Origin of the sequence: Cardinium endosymbiont of Dermatophagoides farinae, from assembly GCF_007559345.1 — a bacterium.
Taxonomy (GTDB): domain Bacteria; phylum Bacteroidota; class Bacteroidia; order Cytophagales; family Amoebophilaceae; genus Cardinium.
In genome coordinates this window covers 393,692-407,613 of the sequence record NZ_VMBH01000001.1, presented here as the reverse complement: position 1 = coordinate 407,613, position 13,922 = coordinate 393,692, and the positions used below count along the sequence as shown (strand labels likewise).

The 13,922-nt window shown below is 39.0% G+C and carries 12 protein-coding genes and 1 pseudogene; 8 read left to right on the top strand and 5 right to left on the bottom strand.

The genetic code is table 11. The features are described 5' to 3' along the window. The first annotated feature begins 3 nt into the window (after nucleotides 1-3). Nucleotides 4-309, top strand: a complete 306-nt coding sequence (locus FPG78_RS01885; protein WP_144086367.1) for a DUF6314 family protein — start codon at nucleotides 4-6, stop codon at nucleotides 307-309. A gap of 62 nt (nucleotides 310-371) precedes the next feature. Here FPG78_RS01885 and FPG78_RS01880 read toward each other — a convergent pair whose 3' ends face one another. The 5 genes from FPG78_RS01880 to FPG78_RS01860 form a co-directional block, all read right to left on the bottom strand. Then, nucleotides 372-617 carry a DUF6314 family protein gene (locus tag FPG78_RS01880; protein ID WP_144086366.1) on the bottom strand — a complete coding sequence of 82 codons (246 nt, stop codon included), beginning with the start codon at nucleotides 615-617 and terminating at the stop codon, nucleotides 372-374. A gap of 92 nt (nucleotides 618-709) precedes the next feature. After that, nucleotides 710-2,884 (bottom strand): ankyrin repeat domain-containing protein, encoded by a 2,175-nt coding sequence (locus FPG78_RS01875; RefSeq protein ID WP_144086365.1) that lies wholly within the window; start codon nucleotides 2,882-2,884, stop codon nucleotides 710-712. Nucleotides 2,885-3,298: 414 nt separating this feature from the next. Next, entirely contained in the window at nucleotides 3,299-3,931 is a 633-nt protein-coding gene (locus FPG78_RS01870; RefSeq protein ID WP_144086364.1) for a hypothetical protein, read from the bottom strand. Nucleotides 3,932-4,121: 190 nt separating this feature from the next. Next, on the bottom strand, nucleotides 4,122-5,315 hold the full coding sequence (locus FPG78_RS01865) for a phosphoglycerate kinase (RefSeq protein WP_144086363.1): 1,194 nt from the start codon (nucleotides 5,313-5,315) through the stop codon (nucleotides 4,122-4,124). A gap of 36 nt (nucleotides 5,316-5,351) precedes the next feature. Next, on the bottom strand, nucleotides 5,352-5,672 hold the full coding sequence (locus FPG78_RS01860) for a hypothetical protein (RefSeq protein ID WP_223261948.1): 321 nt from the start codon (nucleotides 5,670-5,672) through the stop codon (nucleotides 5,352-5,354). 449 nt (nucleotides 5,673-6,121) lie between these two features. Here FPG78_RS01860 and acs point away from each other — a divergent pair, with 449 nt between their 5' ends. From acs to FPG78_RS01825, 7 genes and pseudogenes are all read left to right on the top strand, one after another. After that, entirely contained in the window at nucleotides 6,122-8,143 is a 2,022-nt protein-coding gene (gene acs, locus FPG78_RS01855) for an acetate--CoA ligase (protein WP_144086361.1), read from the top strand. Nucleotides 8,144-8,259: 116 nt separating this feature from the next. Then, a pseudogene (gene miaB / locus FPG78_RS01850) lies at nucleotides 8,260-9,704 on the top strand (tRNA (N6-isopentenyl adenosine(37)-C2)-methylthiotransferase MiaB). Between the two features lie 12 nt (nucleotides 9,705-9,716). Then, nucleotides 9,717-10,949: a sigma-54 interaction domain-containing protein gene (locus FPG78_RS01845; protein ID WP_144086360.1), complete on the top strand. Its 1,233-nt coding sequence runs from the start codon at nucleotides 9,717-9,719 to the stop codon at nucleotides 10,947-10,949. Further along, complete coding sequence (gene lptE / locus FPG78_RS01840) at nucleotides 10,924-11,445, top strand: LPS assembly lipoprotein LptE (protein ID WP_186292406.1); 522 nt, start codon at nucleotides 10,924-10,926, stop codon at nucleotides 11,443-11,445. The genes FPG78_RS01845 and lptE overlap by 26 nt, the downstream gene beginning before the upstream one ends. A 19-nt stretch (nucleotides 11,446-11,464) precedes the next feature. Then, nucleotides 11,465-12,100, top strand: a complete 636-nt coding sequence (locus FPG78_RS01835) for a hypothetical protein (RefSeq protein ID WP_144086358.1) — start codon at nucleotides 11,465-11,467, stop codon at nucleotides 12,098-12,100. A gap of 2 nt (nucleotides 12,101-12,102) precedes the next feature. Then, a complete protein-coding gene (gene secG, locus FPG78_RS01830; RefSeq protein ID WP_144086357.1) occupies nucleotides 12,103-12,498 on the top strand; it encodes a preprotein translocase subunit SecG in 396 nt (131 codons plus the stop codon). Between the two features lie 47 nt (nucleotides 12,499-12,545). Next, on the top strand, nucleotides 12,546-13,160 hold the full coding sequence (locus FPG78_RS01825) for a hypothetical protein (RefSeq protein ID WP_144086356.1): 615 nt from the start codon (nucleotides 12,546-12,548) through the stop codon (nucleotides 13,158-13,160). The last annotated feature ends 762 nt before the right edge of the window (nucleotides 13,161-13,922 follow it).

Sequence of the window (13,922 nt, the reverse complement as noted above, 5' to 3'; positions counted from 1 at the left end):
TATATGCAACCAAAGACGCTAAAGGAAGCATTTGATTTTTTCCCAGGTGTATGGAAAATAGCTAGGCGTATAACCGCAAAGATTCCGCAGCAAAATGCTATAGCGCATGGCTATGGATTTTTTATAGCATCAACCCCTCATTTAATACTATATTCAGAAAAAGTTGCCATACACTACTTCAATACTACGCATATAGGCAGGCAACAGTATCAATATAGATACGATATAGCTAAGTCTTCTTTATCTAAACACTTTCATGACGGAAGATTAGACCTTCTTCAAAACCTATTTGTGATCAGCAGTTTTTAGGAGAAGCGCAGTCGCCAGCATACTATAAATGTATTTGAGGAGCATAGACCACAAAATTGCCATTAGAAATAGCTTTTTGCAGAAGGTCTAGTTACTTCTTTATAAGACATGCGTGTATATACACTTGTTATGCGATAACATTTTAATGGGCCATCAACCTGATACATGATATGCAATCTATCCGCTTCAAAAATATAGTTTGATAGGTATCTATCTTGAATGCATAGATGTGCACCATTGAGTTGACCATCTAGTAGATGTAATCTATAAAACAATAGCCCTTCTGCAAAACCTATTTCTAATGGCAATTTTGTGGTCTATGCTCCTCAAATACATTTAGTATGCTGGCGACTGCGCTTCTCCTAAAAACTGCTGATCACAAATAGGTTTTGAAGAAGGTCTAATCTTGGAAATAACCAGTCAACAATTGATAACACTTTACATGGCCATTCTGTAATGCCAAATAAGCAGGTGTTTTGTTAAACTTATTTTTCATTGATAAAGCCCCTGCCCTGATGAGTTCTTGCACCACTTTAATATGGCCATTCTGAGCAGCAAGGTGTAATGGTGTGTTTTTATACCGGTCTACCACGTTAATTGCTGCTTTTGCACTTAGAATAGCGCGCACACAGACTTCACAACCATTTTGAGTAGCAGTGTGTAAAAGGGTTTCTCCATTCTTTCTTCTAATATTTACCTTTGCACCATGACGTATAAGCGATAAAACACAATCGACATGGCCATTCTTAACCGCAGCATACAAAGGGGTCTCATTCAATTTATTGGCGCTATCTAGCTTAGGCTTGTTTTTAACAACCTTACCTAGAAGCGGCTGACTTGCCACTTTACTTTTGAGCTTTTTAGTGATGGAATCCTCCTTCTGATCAGCTTCAATCAATGCCTCTAAACAGTCCAAATGGCCATTAGCAGCTGCTAGATAAAGCGGGGTTTCCTTCTCGTGGTTGCATACCCTAACCTTTCCACCTGCTTGTAGCAATGCTTTCAAACAAGCTAGGTGTCCTCGCTTTGCCACTACATGCATCGCTGTAGCACCTGATTTTTTTGCAGTATTTACTTTAGATTTTGCTTCGATCAGTGCTTGCAAAGTAACCAAGTCGCCTGTTTTTGCAGCTACATGTAGAGGTATGATGCCCCATTGATTGGCGGCATCAACTGGCGCGCCAGCTTTTATAAGTGCTAAACTAGCAGCTATGTTTTGAAATACAACAGCTAAATGAAGGGGCGTATTTTTAAATTGATCTATAATAGAGAGGTTGACACCAACTGCTAAAAGTGATTCTAAACATTTTATATTGCCGCTTTTGGTAGCCATATGCAATGACGTAAATCCTATATTGGTTGTGGCATGGGGGTTTGCACCCGCTTTTAACAACCTATCTAAGCAGCCATCGTGTCCATAAAAAGCACTGAGGTGCAGCGGCGTTTTATTATGGAAGTCTCGCACATTAACAGCTGCTCCTGCCTCAATAAGCTGCGCTACACAAGCAGTATGGCCTGATCGAGCAGCCCAATGCAAAGGCGTTCGTTGCTTTTCACCTACTAGCTGTACATATGCCTCATTGACCGCTACCAATGCTTTCAAACAATCGCTTTTACCATACCGAGCGGCTATATGTAGCGGGGTATTGTGTGCTGTATCGCAAGCAGATGGGTTACCACCTGCTTTTAATAATAGATTTAAACAGGCCAAGTGGCCACCTAAAGCTGCAGCATGTAAGGGTGTATTGAACCCTTCTAGTGCATGCACATCTGCCTTATGCTGCAATAGCTCTTTTACCACACCTATTCTGCCATGTTGAGCCGCTAAGTAAAGGGGGGAAATACCATTTGGTGTAAGCGCATTGACATTCGCATGGTGATGGATTAACAAACGTATAGCCTCTACATTACCACTTTGAGCAGCAGTATGTAAAGGGGTTAGCTTATCGTCATAGGTAAATACCTGCACTTTGGTACCTGCTTTTATTAAAGCTTGGACAGCTAAACAAGAGCCTGATAAGGCAGCATAATGTAAAGGTGTACAACCATCGTTATCAAACCAATGTACATTTGCTCCTTTTTGAATCAAATAGTTGATAGATGGCACGTGACCAGCTTTTGCAGCGACATGCAGGGGCGCTCTACCTTGACAATCGGGGAGCCGAACAGCGGCACCAACGGCAATAAGTTCCCGAATAACGGCTAAGTGTCCATTCTGAGCAGCAAAATAGAGCGGCGTTCTGCCCAGGTAATCTAATATATTGATATCAGCACCTACATTAATAAGCTCTTGAACACAAAGCAAATGCCCCCTGGCAGCAGCAATATGCAATGCGCTGATTTTATTTTTATCCAATACCTTCACATTTTTGCCAGCAGCTATTAAAGAACGAATCTGCGTTACATCCCCCTTAGCAGCTGCTCGGTGCACCTCTATAGGTTCTATTATAGGTATCGATTTGTCTAGACTAAGCTTATCAACTGACTTAGTCACCTGCTCGCTCTTGCCATAGGTAGGATATATAGCACCTATAGACAACCAAATTAGAGATAATAGGATTTTTTGGTTAAGCATATAGTATATAAGGTTTTGAACAAAATAAGCATAGCTTCCCAATAAAAGGAATTTGTTCAGACTAGTAGTAAAAAAGGAATTTTTATCTTACTTTTTGCTTGATCAAAAAGTAAGCAAAAAATCAAGCCCTCGGCAAAAAGTTGCGGAACCCACCCCTTACAGCTGGAAAAACAGAATACGCCCACTGCGCGGGCTTCAAAGGAAACTGTTTTTCCTAATCATCTGTAAGGGGTGGGTGCTAATTTCGCAACTTTTTACAGGGGCATTTTCCTACTATGGCCATAACGTTAAACGAATACAATAAACATACGCCTTTAAGATAAGCAAACCGAAACCGAAAATATATGAAGTATTAAAAACCATTCATCTTAATGCAAGAAACTATTGTAAGATGAAACCTGACGCATCAGATTCCTAATTTTGGTACGACTTAATAGATTTGGATAAGCTCTCCAAATTAATATAAGGATCAATATTTTTTATTCCAGTTAATTGTTGAGCAGCATCCCGGTTTTGCCCAAGTATCTTAGTATACAAGTAAGATTTGTTGCACTTTCTGAATTTGTTTTCTGCAGAAAATAAAATAAGTATATCCTTTATCTGATTTTTATCTAATCCAATATGTTGTAGTGTCGCTGTGACTGCATGAGGATAGCACGTATATGCACTAATAACCACTTTATGACCTGCTTCTAAAGAATCAACGATGAGTTTTTTATATTTTTCAGTATCAGATTTGCCTTTTAATAGTAATTTAGTTGTATCCTTTACAAGTTTCTTATTATAGTTAGGATTTATGAAGGCATCTTTAGAGATGCTTTTGTCAAATGACCATATGTCACCTTGTTGCATAATATACGGACCTAAAATATTGCGGCCTTCAGAATCGTATTTAAAATACGATTCTCTATCATCTAAATTTAATTTGAGCTCCCCATCGGAAAAAAAATACTCAAAATCAATAAAAACGAACTTTTTAGATGCATTATTTTCCTGATTTTCTTGGCCTGCAATACCAGTACTTTTCTGGACTTCTTGCTGATCCATGCTTAAATTTTTATTTAAACAGTTACACCCTACTGTGAAGTGTGCTGCATATGCAAATGCAAAAACGCTTAAACCACGTTTTATGTGTTTGATCTTCATAGTTATATTGTATTATTTATTATTGTGGTACCAAATCTAAGACTAAAGTTATAATGCATTCAGAATGCTATTCAAGCGAATTTTTCAGGCGCTACCCCTTCAGTGCCGCTAAGCTTGGTAGTTTTCTATCTGCTGCAATATAGGCCAGCAATGCCCCTCCGCCTGTGGAAATATAGGAAACTTGATTTTCATATCCTATTTGTTTAATGGCAGCAGCGGTATCTCCACCACCCACTATACTATAGGCACCCTGCTGCGTAGCCTTTGCAATCGCCTGGGCAATGGCCACTGTACCAGCCATACATTTATCCCATTCAAATATCCCCATAGGCCCAGCCCATAATATCGTCTTAGCCGCTAGAATTATTTCAGTAAAATCTGCGCGCGCAACTGGTCCAATATCTACCACATAAGACCCAGGGGGTATATCCGCAAGGGATAAGGTAGAGAGCGCACTTTGTTCATTCATTTCAGAAGCAACTAAGCCATCTGCCGGCAACCACAATTGACAACAACTATCACGCAGTGCATCAAACAATCTACTTGCAATCGTCTTTGCTTGCTCATCAGTATCGGAAAGGTGTGTAGCCTGCTTTGTTTTTGCATGATAAAAAGGGAATATCAGCCCTCCGCCAATCAATATATGGTCTACATAACGCATTAAGCCTTCAATGGGCTTTGCCTTATCTACCAGTTTACTTCCGCCCATAATAGCAACGACAGGCGCTTGTTCCCTTGAAAAAAGCTTATCAATAGCCGCTATTTCTTGTTGCAATAAGTAGCCTGTATATCGTTCCTTAAAATAAGTAGGTAGCAAACTAATAGAAACATGGTTTCTATGAAAGGTTCCAAAGGCTTCATTGATATAGACATCTGCTAATGCAGCCAATGCTTGCGCAAAACTGCTACTCCCTGCTGTTTCTTCTGGATAAAAACGAACATTTTCAAGTAATAAAACACTACCTGGTGCTAGCGCGTTTATTTGTTCCACGACCGCTGTGCCTATACAGCTGGGTGCAAACACAATAGGTTGCTGCAATAGGTTAGTCAATGTAGGCAAAAGCCTGTTTAATGAATAACGTGCTGCATAGCCCTCTTTAGGTCTTCCAAAATGAGAGAGCAAAATAGCTATGCCACCATCCGCTATTACTTTTTGAATCGTTGGCAAACTGCTTCGAATGCGCCGGTCATCAGTAATGATACCCTGGTCAGTTATGGGCACATTAAAATCAACCCGTATGAGGACTTTTTTATCTTTAAAAGAGACTTCTTGAATGCCAACCATGAAAATTTATAATGATATGCAAAAATATAATTTTGCTTATAGACCCAATGCCATCTTTCGATTAATATGTTCCAGAATATCGTTTAACTGAGTTTGATAATTTAATCCATAACAGTATCCCCAAAGGGCAAATACATCTCCTTCCTGGTCTGTTTGATGGCATTTAAACTTCCATTTTTTACTTACCTTTCCAAAGTAAATGGATATTCTTGAGGAAGATTTAGATTGGTAATTGCCTTCTACATTGACTGGATCAAATCCAGAAACAAGAGACCCAATTAAAGAAACCTCATTGATTCGTTGGAGAATCATCTCTTTTGTTTTTAGCTTAACTTGATCTATTTTATGCTCTTCCACAGGCTTTTTCTCTACTACAGATTTCATTCTTTATCATTGATCACTTTAGAACGCTAACTTTTTAGCTCATAAATTTAATAAATATTTTGATAATCCTATAAAAAAACATTTTCATTTAGCAATCAAGTTTCAAAAAGCAATCGTGTGGAGAAATAGCCTGAGGAGAACTTTTTATGCTGATGCGATTATACACTAAGACCTTCTGCAAAACCTATTTCTAATAGCAATTTTGGTGTCGAAGCTTGTCTATGCTCCTCAAATACATAGTATGCTGCCGTGCTCGACTGCGCTTCTCCTAAAAACTGCTGATCACAAATAGGTTTTACAAAAGGTCTATGTTTTGGTATGTTTGTAGATAGATCCTTATTTTAGTGCAACCAAGTCATCTAGATAACTGACCAGATTTGTAGCTACTTTGCCTAAAGCATGGACAGAAGAATTTTAAAAGCATGAAAAGCCTTAAGACTGATTTAGATTTAAATGCAATATACCCTCCTTCCGATACGATTCAAGAAAAAGCATATGTCTCCTCATTGGAGGAATACCTAAAGAGATATAGCGCCTCTATTGAGGATCCTGTTCAGTTTTGGAAAAAAATAGCCGCACAATTTTTTTGGAAAAGGCAACCAACCGGTCCATTTCTAAGCTATAATTTTGACCTAAAAAAAGGACCCATTTTCACCAAATGGATGGAAGGTGGCTTAACAAATGTTTGTTACAACTTAGTAGATAAACCCATTCAAGAGGGGTATGGCGATAAGATCGCCTACTATTGGGAAGGGAACGAGCCAAGCGAACAAAAACAAATCACCTACCAAGCGTTGCTTAACGCTATTTGTAAATGTGCAAATGTGCTAAAATCGCTAGGCATACAAAAAGGGGACAGGGTAGCCATCTACATGCCCACCACTATAGAGGCTATAGTAGTGATGTTAAGTTGTGCACGCATTGGTGCGGTCCACACTGTTATTTTTACAGGATTTTCAGCAGATGCACTAGCAGAACGCATCATAGCGGCAAAAGCAAAGCTCTTGGTAACAGCTAACGGAACATTTCGTGGAACAAAATTTATTGCGCTCAAATCAATTGCAACCCAAGCATTGATCCAATGTAAAGCGGCTGGTCATCCACTCCACCACTGTATTGTTTTCAATCGACTGCAAACCACTCCACAAACCGAACCCATACCCGATATCCCATGGGACGATTCCATAGATCTCGCGTGGGACACATTGATGGCACCTGTATCAGATCTATGTGAACCTGAGTGGGTGGATGCTGAAGATCCATTATTTATACTCTATACAAGCGGATCGACTGGAAAGCCCAAAGGTTTATTGCATACAAGTGGAGGTTATTTATTGTATGCAGCAACCCTATTTAAATATGCATTTGACTACCACCCAGAAGATCTATTTTTCTGTTCTGGCGATTTAGGATGGATTACAGGCCATACCTTTAATGTGTATGGTGCACTGGCCTGTAGAAGCACCTCTGTTATATTTGATGGCATTCCAACCTATCCAGATGGAGGCCGCTTCTGGGATTTGATTGATAGATATAAGGTAACGACATTTTATACAGCGCCCACTGCGATTCGTACCCTTATGAAACTCGAGTCGTCTTATGTTACAAACTATAGTAGAGCCTCTTTGCGCATACTTGGTTCAGTGGGTGAACCGATTGATCCTGCAACCTGGGCCTGGTTTTACCAAGTAGTTGGGGAAAGCCGATGTCCCATCATTGACACCTTTTGGCAGACAGAAACAGGTGCACCCATTATTTGTCCGCTTCCTGGCGTTACGCCATTGAAACCTGGATCTGCTACACTCCCTTTTTGGGGCATTCTGCCCACCATCGTTGATGACGATGGCGTTGAAATTATAGGTGAAGGAAAGGGCCATCTCGTTATCAAAAATCCCTGGCCAGGCATGGCACGGACCATTGATGGCCATCATGAACGATTTGAGTCTACCTACTTTAAGCCATACAACGGATATTACTATACAGGCGATGGTGCAAGACGTGATGCAGATGGTTATTTTTGGATTATAGGTAGAACAGATGACATGTTGAATAGCTCCGGTCATTTACTATCAACCGCCGAGATTGAATCCGCATTGATGCAACACCCATCAGTGGCTGAAGCAGCTGCCGTCTCTGCACCACATCCCATAAAAGGCGAATCCATCCATTGTTTTATTGTATTAAAAGATAGATGGTTATATGATCACATCATTGAATCTGAGATCAAATCAATCATTGGAAATAGGCTAGGCGCCTTTGCCATTCCAGACCTGATCCACCCTGTACCCGCTCTACCTAAAGTAGCCTCTGGAAAAATAATGCGCCGACTACTCAGAAAAATAGTTCGGCAAGAAGTGCATTTAGGTGATACCTCAACACTAGTTGATCCAACTATTGTCCATCAGCTGCGCAAGCTGACCCAGCATAAAGTTAAAATTTTTTAATGGGCACATGGGGTAATTCCACCTATTTTGTACCTTTATATAACTTTTCTCTGGTTGCTGCCTGTGCTACTTGAAGGCCTTACCAATAGATTATAGCGTAATATGATCCTATCAATATGAAACAAAAAACACCAATTGCTACCAATGATGCTGCAACAAACAGCCTACCCAAACAGCCTGGTACGGACAATCCTTTGTTGCATAGAAAACTATATATAGAAAGCTACGGCTGTCAAATGAATTTTTCCGATAGTGAAATAGTCGCTTCTATTATGGCTCAACAAGGTTTTGTTTTTACAGACCAGTATCATGAAGCAGATCTTATTCTCATCAACACATGTGCCATTCGGGACAAAGCTGAACAAACGATTCGAAACAGACTACTCGTTTTCAACCAACAAAAGATAAAACAACCAGATCTTATTGTAGGTATATTGGGTTGTATGGCAGAACGGCTTAAAACGCAATTGCTAGAAGAGGAAAAAGTAGTTGACTTGGTAGCAGGTCCAGACGCCTACAGAGACCTGCCCAGATTAATTAGTCAAGTAGATCAAGGGCATAAAGCGGTCAATACCTTTTTGTCTAAAGAAGAAACCTATGCCGACATTGCGCCCATTCGGTTGCATTCAAGTGGTGTAACCGCTTTTATCTCTATTATGAGGGGATGCAATAATATGTGCTCTTTTTGTATTGTTCCCTTTACCAGAGGGCGTGAACGGAGCAGAGATCCCTATTCTATAGTCCAAGAAGCTAAAACATTATTTGAGTCAGAATATAGAGAAATTACCCTTTTAGGGCAAAATGTAGATTCTTATAAGTGGAATGCATCTATAGCAGCTCCTGCATCCCTGGATGATGCATCCGGCAATCAGACAATTCACTTCTCCCAATTACTAGCCATGGTAGCTGAGATTGACCCTAAGTTAAGGGTACGTTTTTCCACCTCTCACCCTAAAGATATGACCGATGAGGTGTTATATACGATGAAGAGATATGATAATATCTGTAAGCACATCCACCTCCCTGTTCAAAGTGGCAATAGCCGCATCTTAAAGCTTATGAACCGTACCTATGATCGCGCATGGTATATAGAAAGAATTCATGCGATTAAAAATATTTTAGGGCCATCCTGTGCCATTTCTTCTGATATGATCGCAGGGTTTTGCTCCGAAACAGAGGAAGAACATGCCGATACACTCTCCTTGATGGATTATGTGCAGTATGATTTTTCTTTTATGTTTTACTATTCCAGCGACCAGGTACATTAGCCGCCAGAAAATATCCAGACGATGTTCCAGAAACCGTTAAAAAACGTAGATTAAGTGAAATTATAGCCAAACAACGTGAACATGCTTTGATGCACAATCAAAAAAGCATAGGTCAAGTCCACCAAGTGTTAATTGAAAAATGCTCTAAAAAGTCAGCAGCATTCTTCCAAGGTAGAACCAGTCAAAATAAGATCGTTGTATTCCCAAAGGGGAGCTATAAAATAGGAGACTATGTAGCTATACAGATTACAAGTTGCAATGCAGCTACCCTATTTGGCACCCTGTTATCTTAAGCATACAAGGCTATGAAAAAAGAGCTTCAATACATCAAACAGCGGTTTAATATTATTGGCAATGCCCCATTATTGAATAGAGCCATTGAGATAGCCATGCAAGTAGCTGCTACCGATCTATCTGTTTTAATTACTGGTGAAAGTGGTACCGGCAAAGAATCTTTTTCAAAAATCATTCATGCACTCAGTCCCTACCGGCATGGTAACTTTATAGCCATTAACTGTGGAGCCATTCCAGAAGGCACAATAGACTCTGAGCTTTTTGGCCATGAAAAAGGAGCCTTTACCGGTGCCTTAGAAAACCGAAAAGGCTATTTTGAAGAAGCCAATGGCGGCACCATTTTTCTAGATGAAATAGGTGAAATGCCTTTGGGCACACAAACCAGACTTTTACGCGTCCTAGAATATGGAGAATATGTAAAAGTAGGTGCCTCCAGCGTACAAAAAACGAAAGTGCGTGTAGTAGCCGCTACACATGTAGACCTACTCCATGCCATTAGGGAAGGAAAATTCCGAGAAGACCTGTACTACAGGCTTAATACAGTCCCCATTCACATACCTCCGCTGCGTGAACGAGGTGCAGATATTATACAATTATTTCATAAGTTTTCCAGTGATTTTGCTGCCAAATATCGCACTAAACCCTTAGAAATCAGCTCAGATGCAAAAGACATTTTACATACCTACCCATTTCCAGGTAACATTCGCCAATTGAAAAATATTGTTGAGCAAATGGCACTCCTTGAAGAGGTAGTTATGGTTACACCCAAGATAATAGAAAAGTATTTACCCAAAGCGCAAAGCCATACCTTACCAGTGCTTTATAAGAAATGGAACGATAATGGGCTGCTTGAAAAAGAATATATATATCCTATCCTCTTTGATTTAAAAAGGGACATCGCAGAACTAAAAGCGTTAATGTTTAATTTTATGGAGTCTAATGCCATTAAAAATCCTATTGTAAAAGAGCATACCAGGCTATGCGGAACCTACCATGCGCAAGAAAATAAAGAGATCCATTTTTTGGATACAGCGCAATCCTTTAAAGAAGATCATGTAAATTGCATAACAGCGTCTACAGAGAACCTTTCTATTGAAGCCCAAGAACAAGCATTAATTCGTAAATCTCTAAAAAAAAACAATGGAAATCGTAAAAGTGCAGCTGATGATTTAGGGATTTCTGAAAGAACGCTCTATCGAAAAATTAAACAATATGAGATTGAAGAGTCTGATTTTAAGAAGTAGTTTATACTTGACTTTTAGCTTATTATGGAGCTGTGGTCTTTTTACGTTCTCAGGTGTTGCGCTCTCTCCTGATGTGAAGACCTTTTCCATTCAGACCTTTCATACAGAGGTTTCAGATGGCCCAATAGATATGCCAAGCAATCTTACTGAAGCGCTTAAAGAAAAGCTATCGCGCTCAACACCTTTAACAAGAGAAGAAAAGGATGGAGACATTCAATATGAAGGCATCATCAAGTCCTTTTCATACCGTACAACCTTCAGTACAAAAAGTGACAATAATGACACCCCTAAAGAAGTACAACGTTTAACCATAACCATAGAAGTCTCTTTCATCAATCGTTTTGATGAGGAAGCCTCCTTTAAGAAAAAACAATTTTCGGCTAGCGAAGATATACTTTATACTGAAAATCAATTAGAAAAAGAACCAGAGTTGGTTAAAAAAATTTTTACTAAACTAGTGGATGAGATTTATAATAAGTCATTAGATAACTGGTAAGATTCAAATTGTTTTTACCATGCAAGTTCAAAAACTATTAAAATTATTGGGGCAACCTGCAGCGCTTTTGCAGGCAGATGTACCTGATCTAGAAGCGCTTATACAAAGATACCCTTATTTCTACTTAGCTCATGCGCTCCTTGCCAAGGCAGCTTATACGGAGGAGAAAGATGCAGCAAACGATGCGGTTCAAAGAGCGGCTACCTATGCTATTGACCGCACCCATTTCCGCAAATGGTTGGACAACAAACTCCCTGCCCTACCCATTGTTAGCAACACCAACGCTAAAGCTACGCAGGAACCATCTGCTACCATTAATAACTATTTAGAGACAATTGCTAAAAAGTCGCTTCAAAAAAGTACAAATGAAAATAGCGTCAAACAGTTCTCTATTATAGATAATATTTTAAATAAAAATTTACAGTTTGATCCCTGCATAGAAGTAGTGCCATTACATGACGAAGCAACGGTAGATCTTTCAGCGCAGGGTACTACTTTAGATGATCGTTTTGCAACTGAAACATTAGCTAGAATAATGGTCCAACAAAAAAAATACAAACGTGCCATTGAAATTTATAGCCATTTAATGTCAAAACATCCTGAAAAAAAATCGTATATTGAAGGCATCATCTCTAGCTTAAATAGTAATCTTTAATTATGTCTATATTCAATCTGCTTACTATACTTATTATTATCGTAGCCATTCTATTGCTTGGTGCAATTCTGCTGCAAGAACCTAAAGAGCGCATTGCCCCTTCTGGTGGAGGTGCGGCTTCTGTGCAACGCATTGGCATTAATCAAAAGGCAGATTTTTTAGAAAAAACTACTTGGGTGCTGATCGGGTTATTGCTTTTTTTAACCCTCTTGTCCTCTATCTTTCTTAAAGATGCACCACAGCTGAATAGCAGTCCCAATCTCGCTAAAGCGCAGGAAGCACAAGCATCAAATGATACAGCAGGTCCAAGCGCTACGGATGATGCAGCTACTGAGCAAGCAGATCAAAAGCCTCCATCTAATGAAACAGCGCTTCCACCACTGAAAAGTAACTGCTAAAATAGAAGCCGGCTGCTGATTTTTTTTAAACAAAAAAGGTTATTTGTATGAAAGTAATCAACATAATAAAATACACCTTAGCCTGCTTCGCCTATTTTCCCCATTCATCCAGCGCCATTGGACCCGCTACGGGGCCATCTTTGGGTATAAGTGGGTTCCATACTCATTTCGACTCAAAACACCCACTCGAAAAAAAAGTTACCATCGGCAATCTGGCCTTACAGATGGGATGGTTTGTCAAACTAGATCTTGGGCTTTTATATGCTAAGCTAGACGGATTATTTGTATTAGATTGGCATAGATTACCCCATACATTACAGCGCGACCATTTCCAATACCTTACCCTACCTTTAACAGTTGGTATGCCTGTTTTGAGCATATTTCGTCCTCATATTGGCCTTGTTTTCCGAGTACCTTTGTATGGCTTAGATCATACAAGCCATCAAGGCAATGAGCTTATAGAAAGATATAAAGAAAAAATCAATGGCTATATATTAGGCTTGGGTATAGATATAAGCAACCTTATAATCGATATCCATTGGGAATTTGCACAATCATCACTAACTAGAAATGCTATAAGCGACACCTTAGTGGATGGCCACAAGGAGCATAGACCGCAGCAACTTACCTTAAAGATCGGTTACAATTTATTAGGCTGGTAAAAAGGAAGAGGGGTAAGAACAGTAGTACTAGGTGAGATAGAAAAACAGATTAGATTATTTGCTTTTTGCTAGATAAGTTTATAAAATTGTTTAATAGACCTTCTTCAAAACCTATTTGTGATCAGCAGTTTTTAGGAGAAGCGCAGTCGCCAGAATACTAAATGTATTTGAGGAGCATAGACCACAAAATTGCCATTTAGCAATAGATTTTGCAGAAAGTTTAATGAATTTTTCTACGTAGTAGCCGACATTCCTCACAAAATTGTTTAATTATGTATTTAAAAAAGTTGCTAAATAAAAATAATTTTACTATATAAAAGAGGATCAGCAGATGCCGAATCGTAGAGCACGCTTATAGAAGTTGTCATTTGCTTGTAAACCAGGCTTTATACTAATCATTTTCAAAAGTACTTTACGTTTTTGATTTGTTAATGTAAAAATAAAATTCGGTATGTAACTCCTGGATCTGGCCATAAACAGCCTAATAAAGTGCTGTTTGAATATAAACTAATATGTTCTCAATGTTGACCCTTCATATATGTATATAGTTTATTGTTGATAACCAAGCAAATAATAAATATAAAAATTTATTTTTTTATGCGGAATATCGGTAGTAGCATTACTTTTCTTAAAAATGTTTATATGCAGCAAATATAGATGATTAAAAAAGGGGATTGCTAACGCTAAATATAGACTTTTTAAATGCTAAAAAGCACTAGCGTAATTTCAACCATATTTTTAGACTTTGAATAGCTTACTTCC

What these genes read in the sequence shown, in the direction of transcription:
- FPG78_RS01885 (WP_144086367.1), top strand. Translation starts at nt 4, where the DNA reads ATGCAACCAAAGACGCTAAAGGAAGCATTTGATTTTTTCCCAGGTGTA.
- FPG78_RS01875 (WP_144086365.1), bottom strand. Translation starts at nt 2,884, where the DNA reads ATGCTTAACCAAAAAATCCTATTATCTCTAATTTGGTTGTCTATAGGT.
- FPG78_RS01870 (WP_144086364.1), bottom strand. Translation starts at nt 3,931, where the DNA reads ATGGATCAGCAAGAAGTCCAGAAAAGTACTGGTATTGCAGGCCAAGAA.
- FPG78_RS01865 (WP_144086363.1), bottom strand. Translation starts at nt 5,315, where the DNA reads ATGGTTGGCATTCAAGAAGTCTCTTTTAAAGATAAAAAAGTCCTCATA.
- acs (WP_144086361.1), top strand. Translation starts at nt 6,122, where the DNA reads ATGAAAAGCCTTAAGACTGATTTAGATTTAAATGCAATATACCCTCCT.
- FPG78_RS01845 (WP_144086360.1), top strand. Translation starts at nt 9,717, where the DNA reads ATGAAAAAAGAGCTTCAATACATCAAACAGCGGTTTAATATTATTGGC.
- FPG78_RS01835 (WP_144086358.1), top strand. Translation starts at nt 11,465, where the DNA reads ATGCAAGTTCAAAAACTATTAAAATTATTGGGGCAACCTGCAGCGCTT.
- secG (WP_144086357.1), top strand. Translation starts at nt 12,103, where the DNA reads ATGTCTATATTCAATCTGCTTACTATACTTATTATTATCGTAGCCATT.
- FPG78_RS01825 (WP_144086356.1), top strand. Translation starts at nt 12,546, where the DNA reads ATGAAAGTAATCAACATAATAAAATACACCTTAGCCTGCTTCGCCTAT.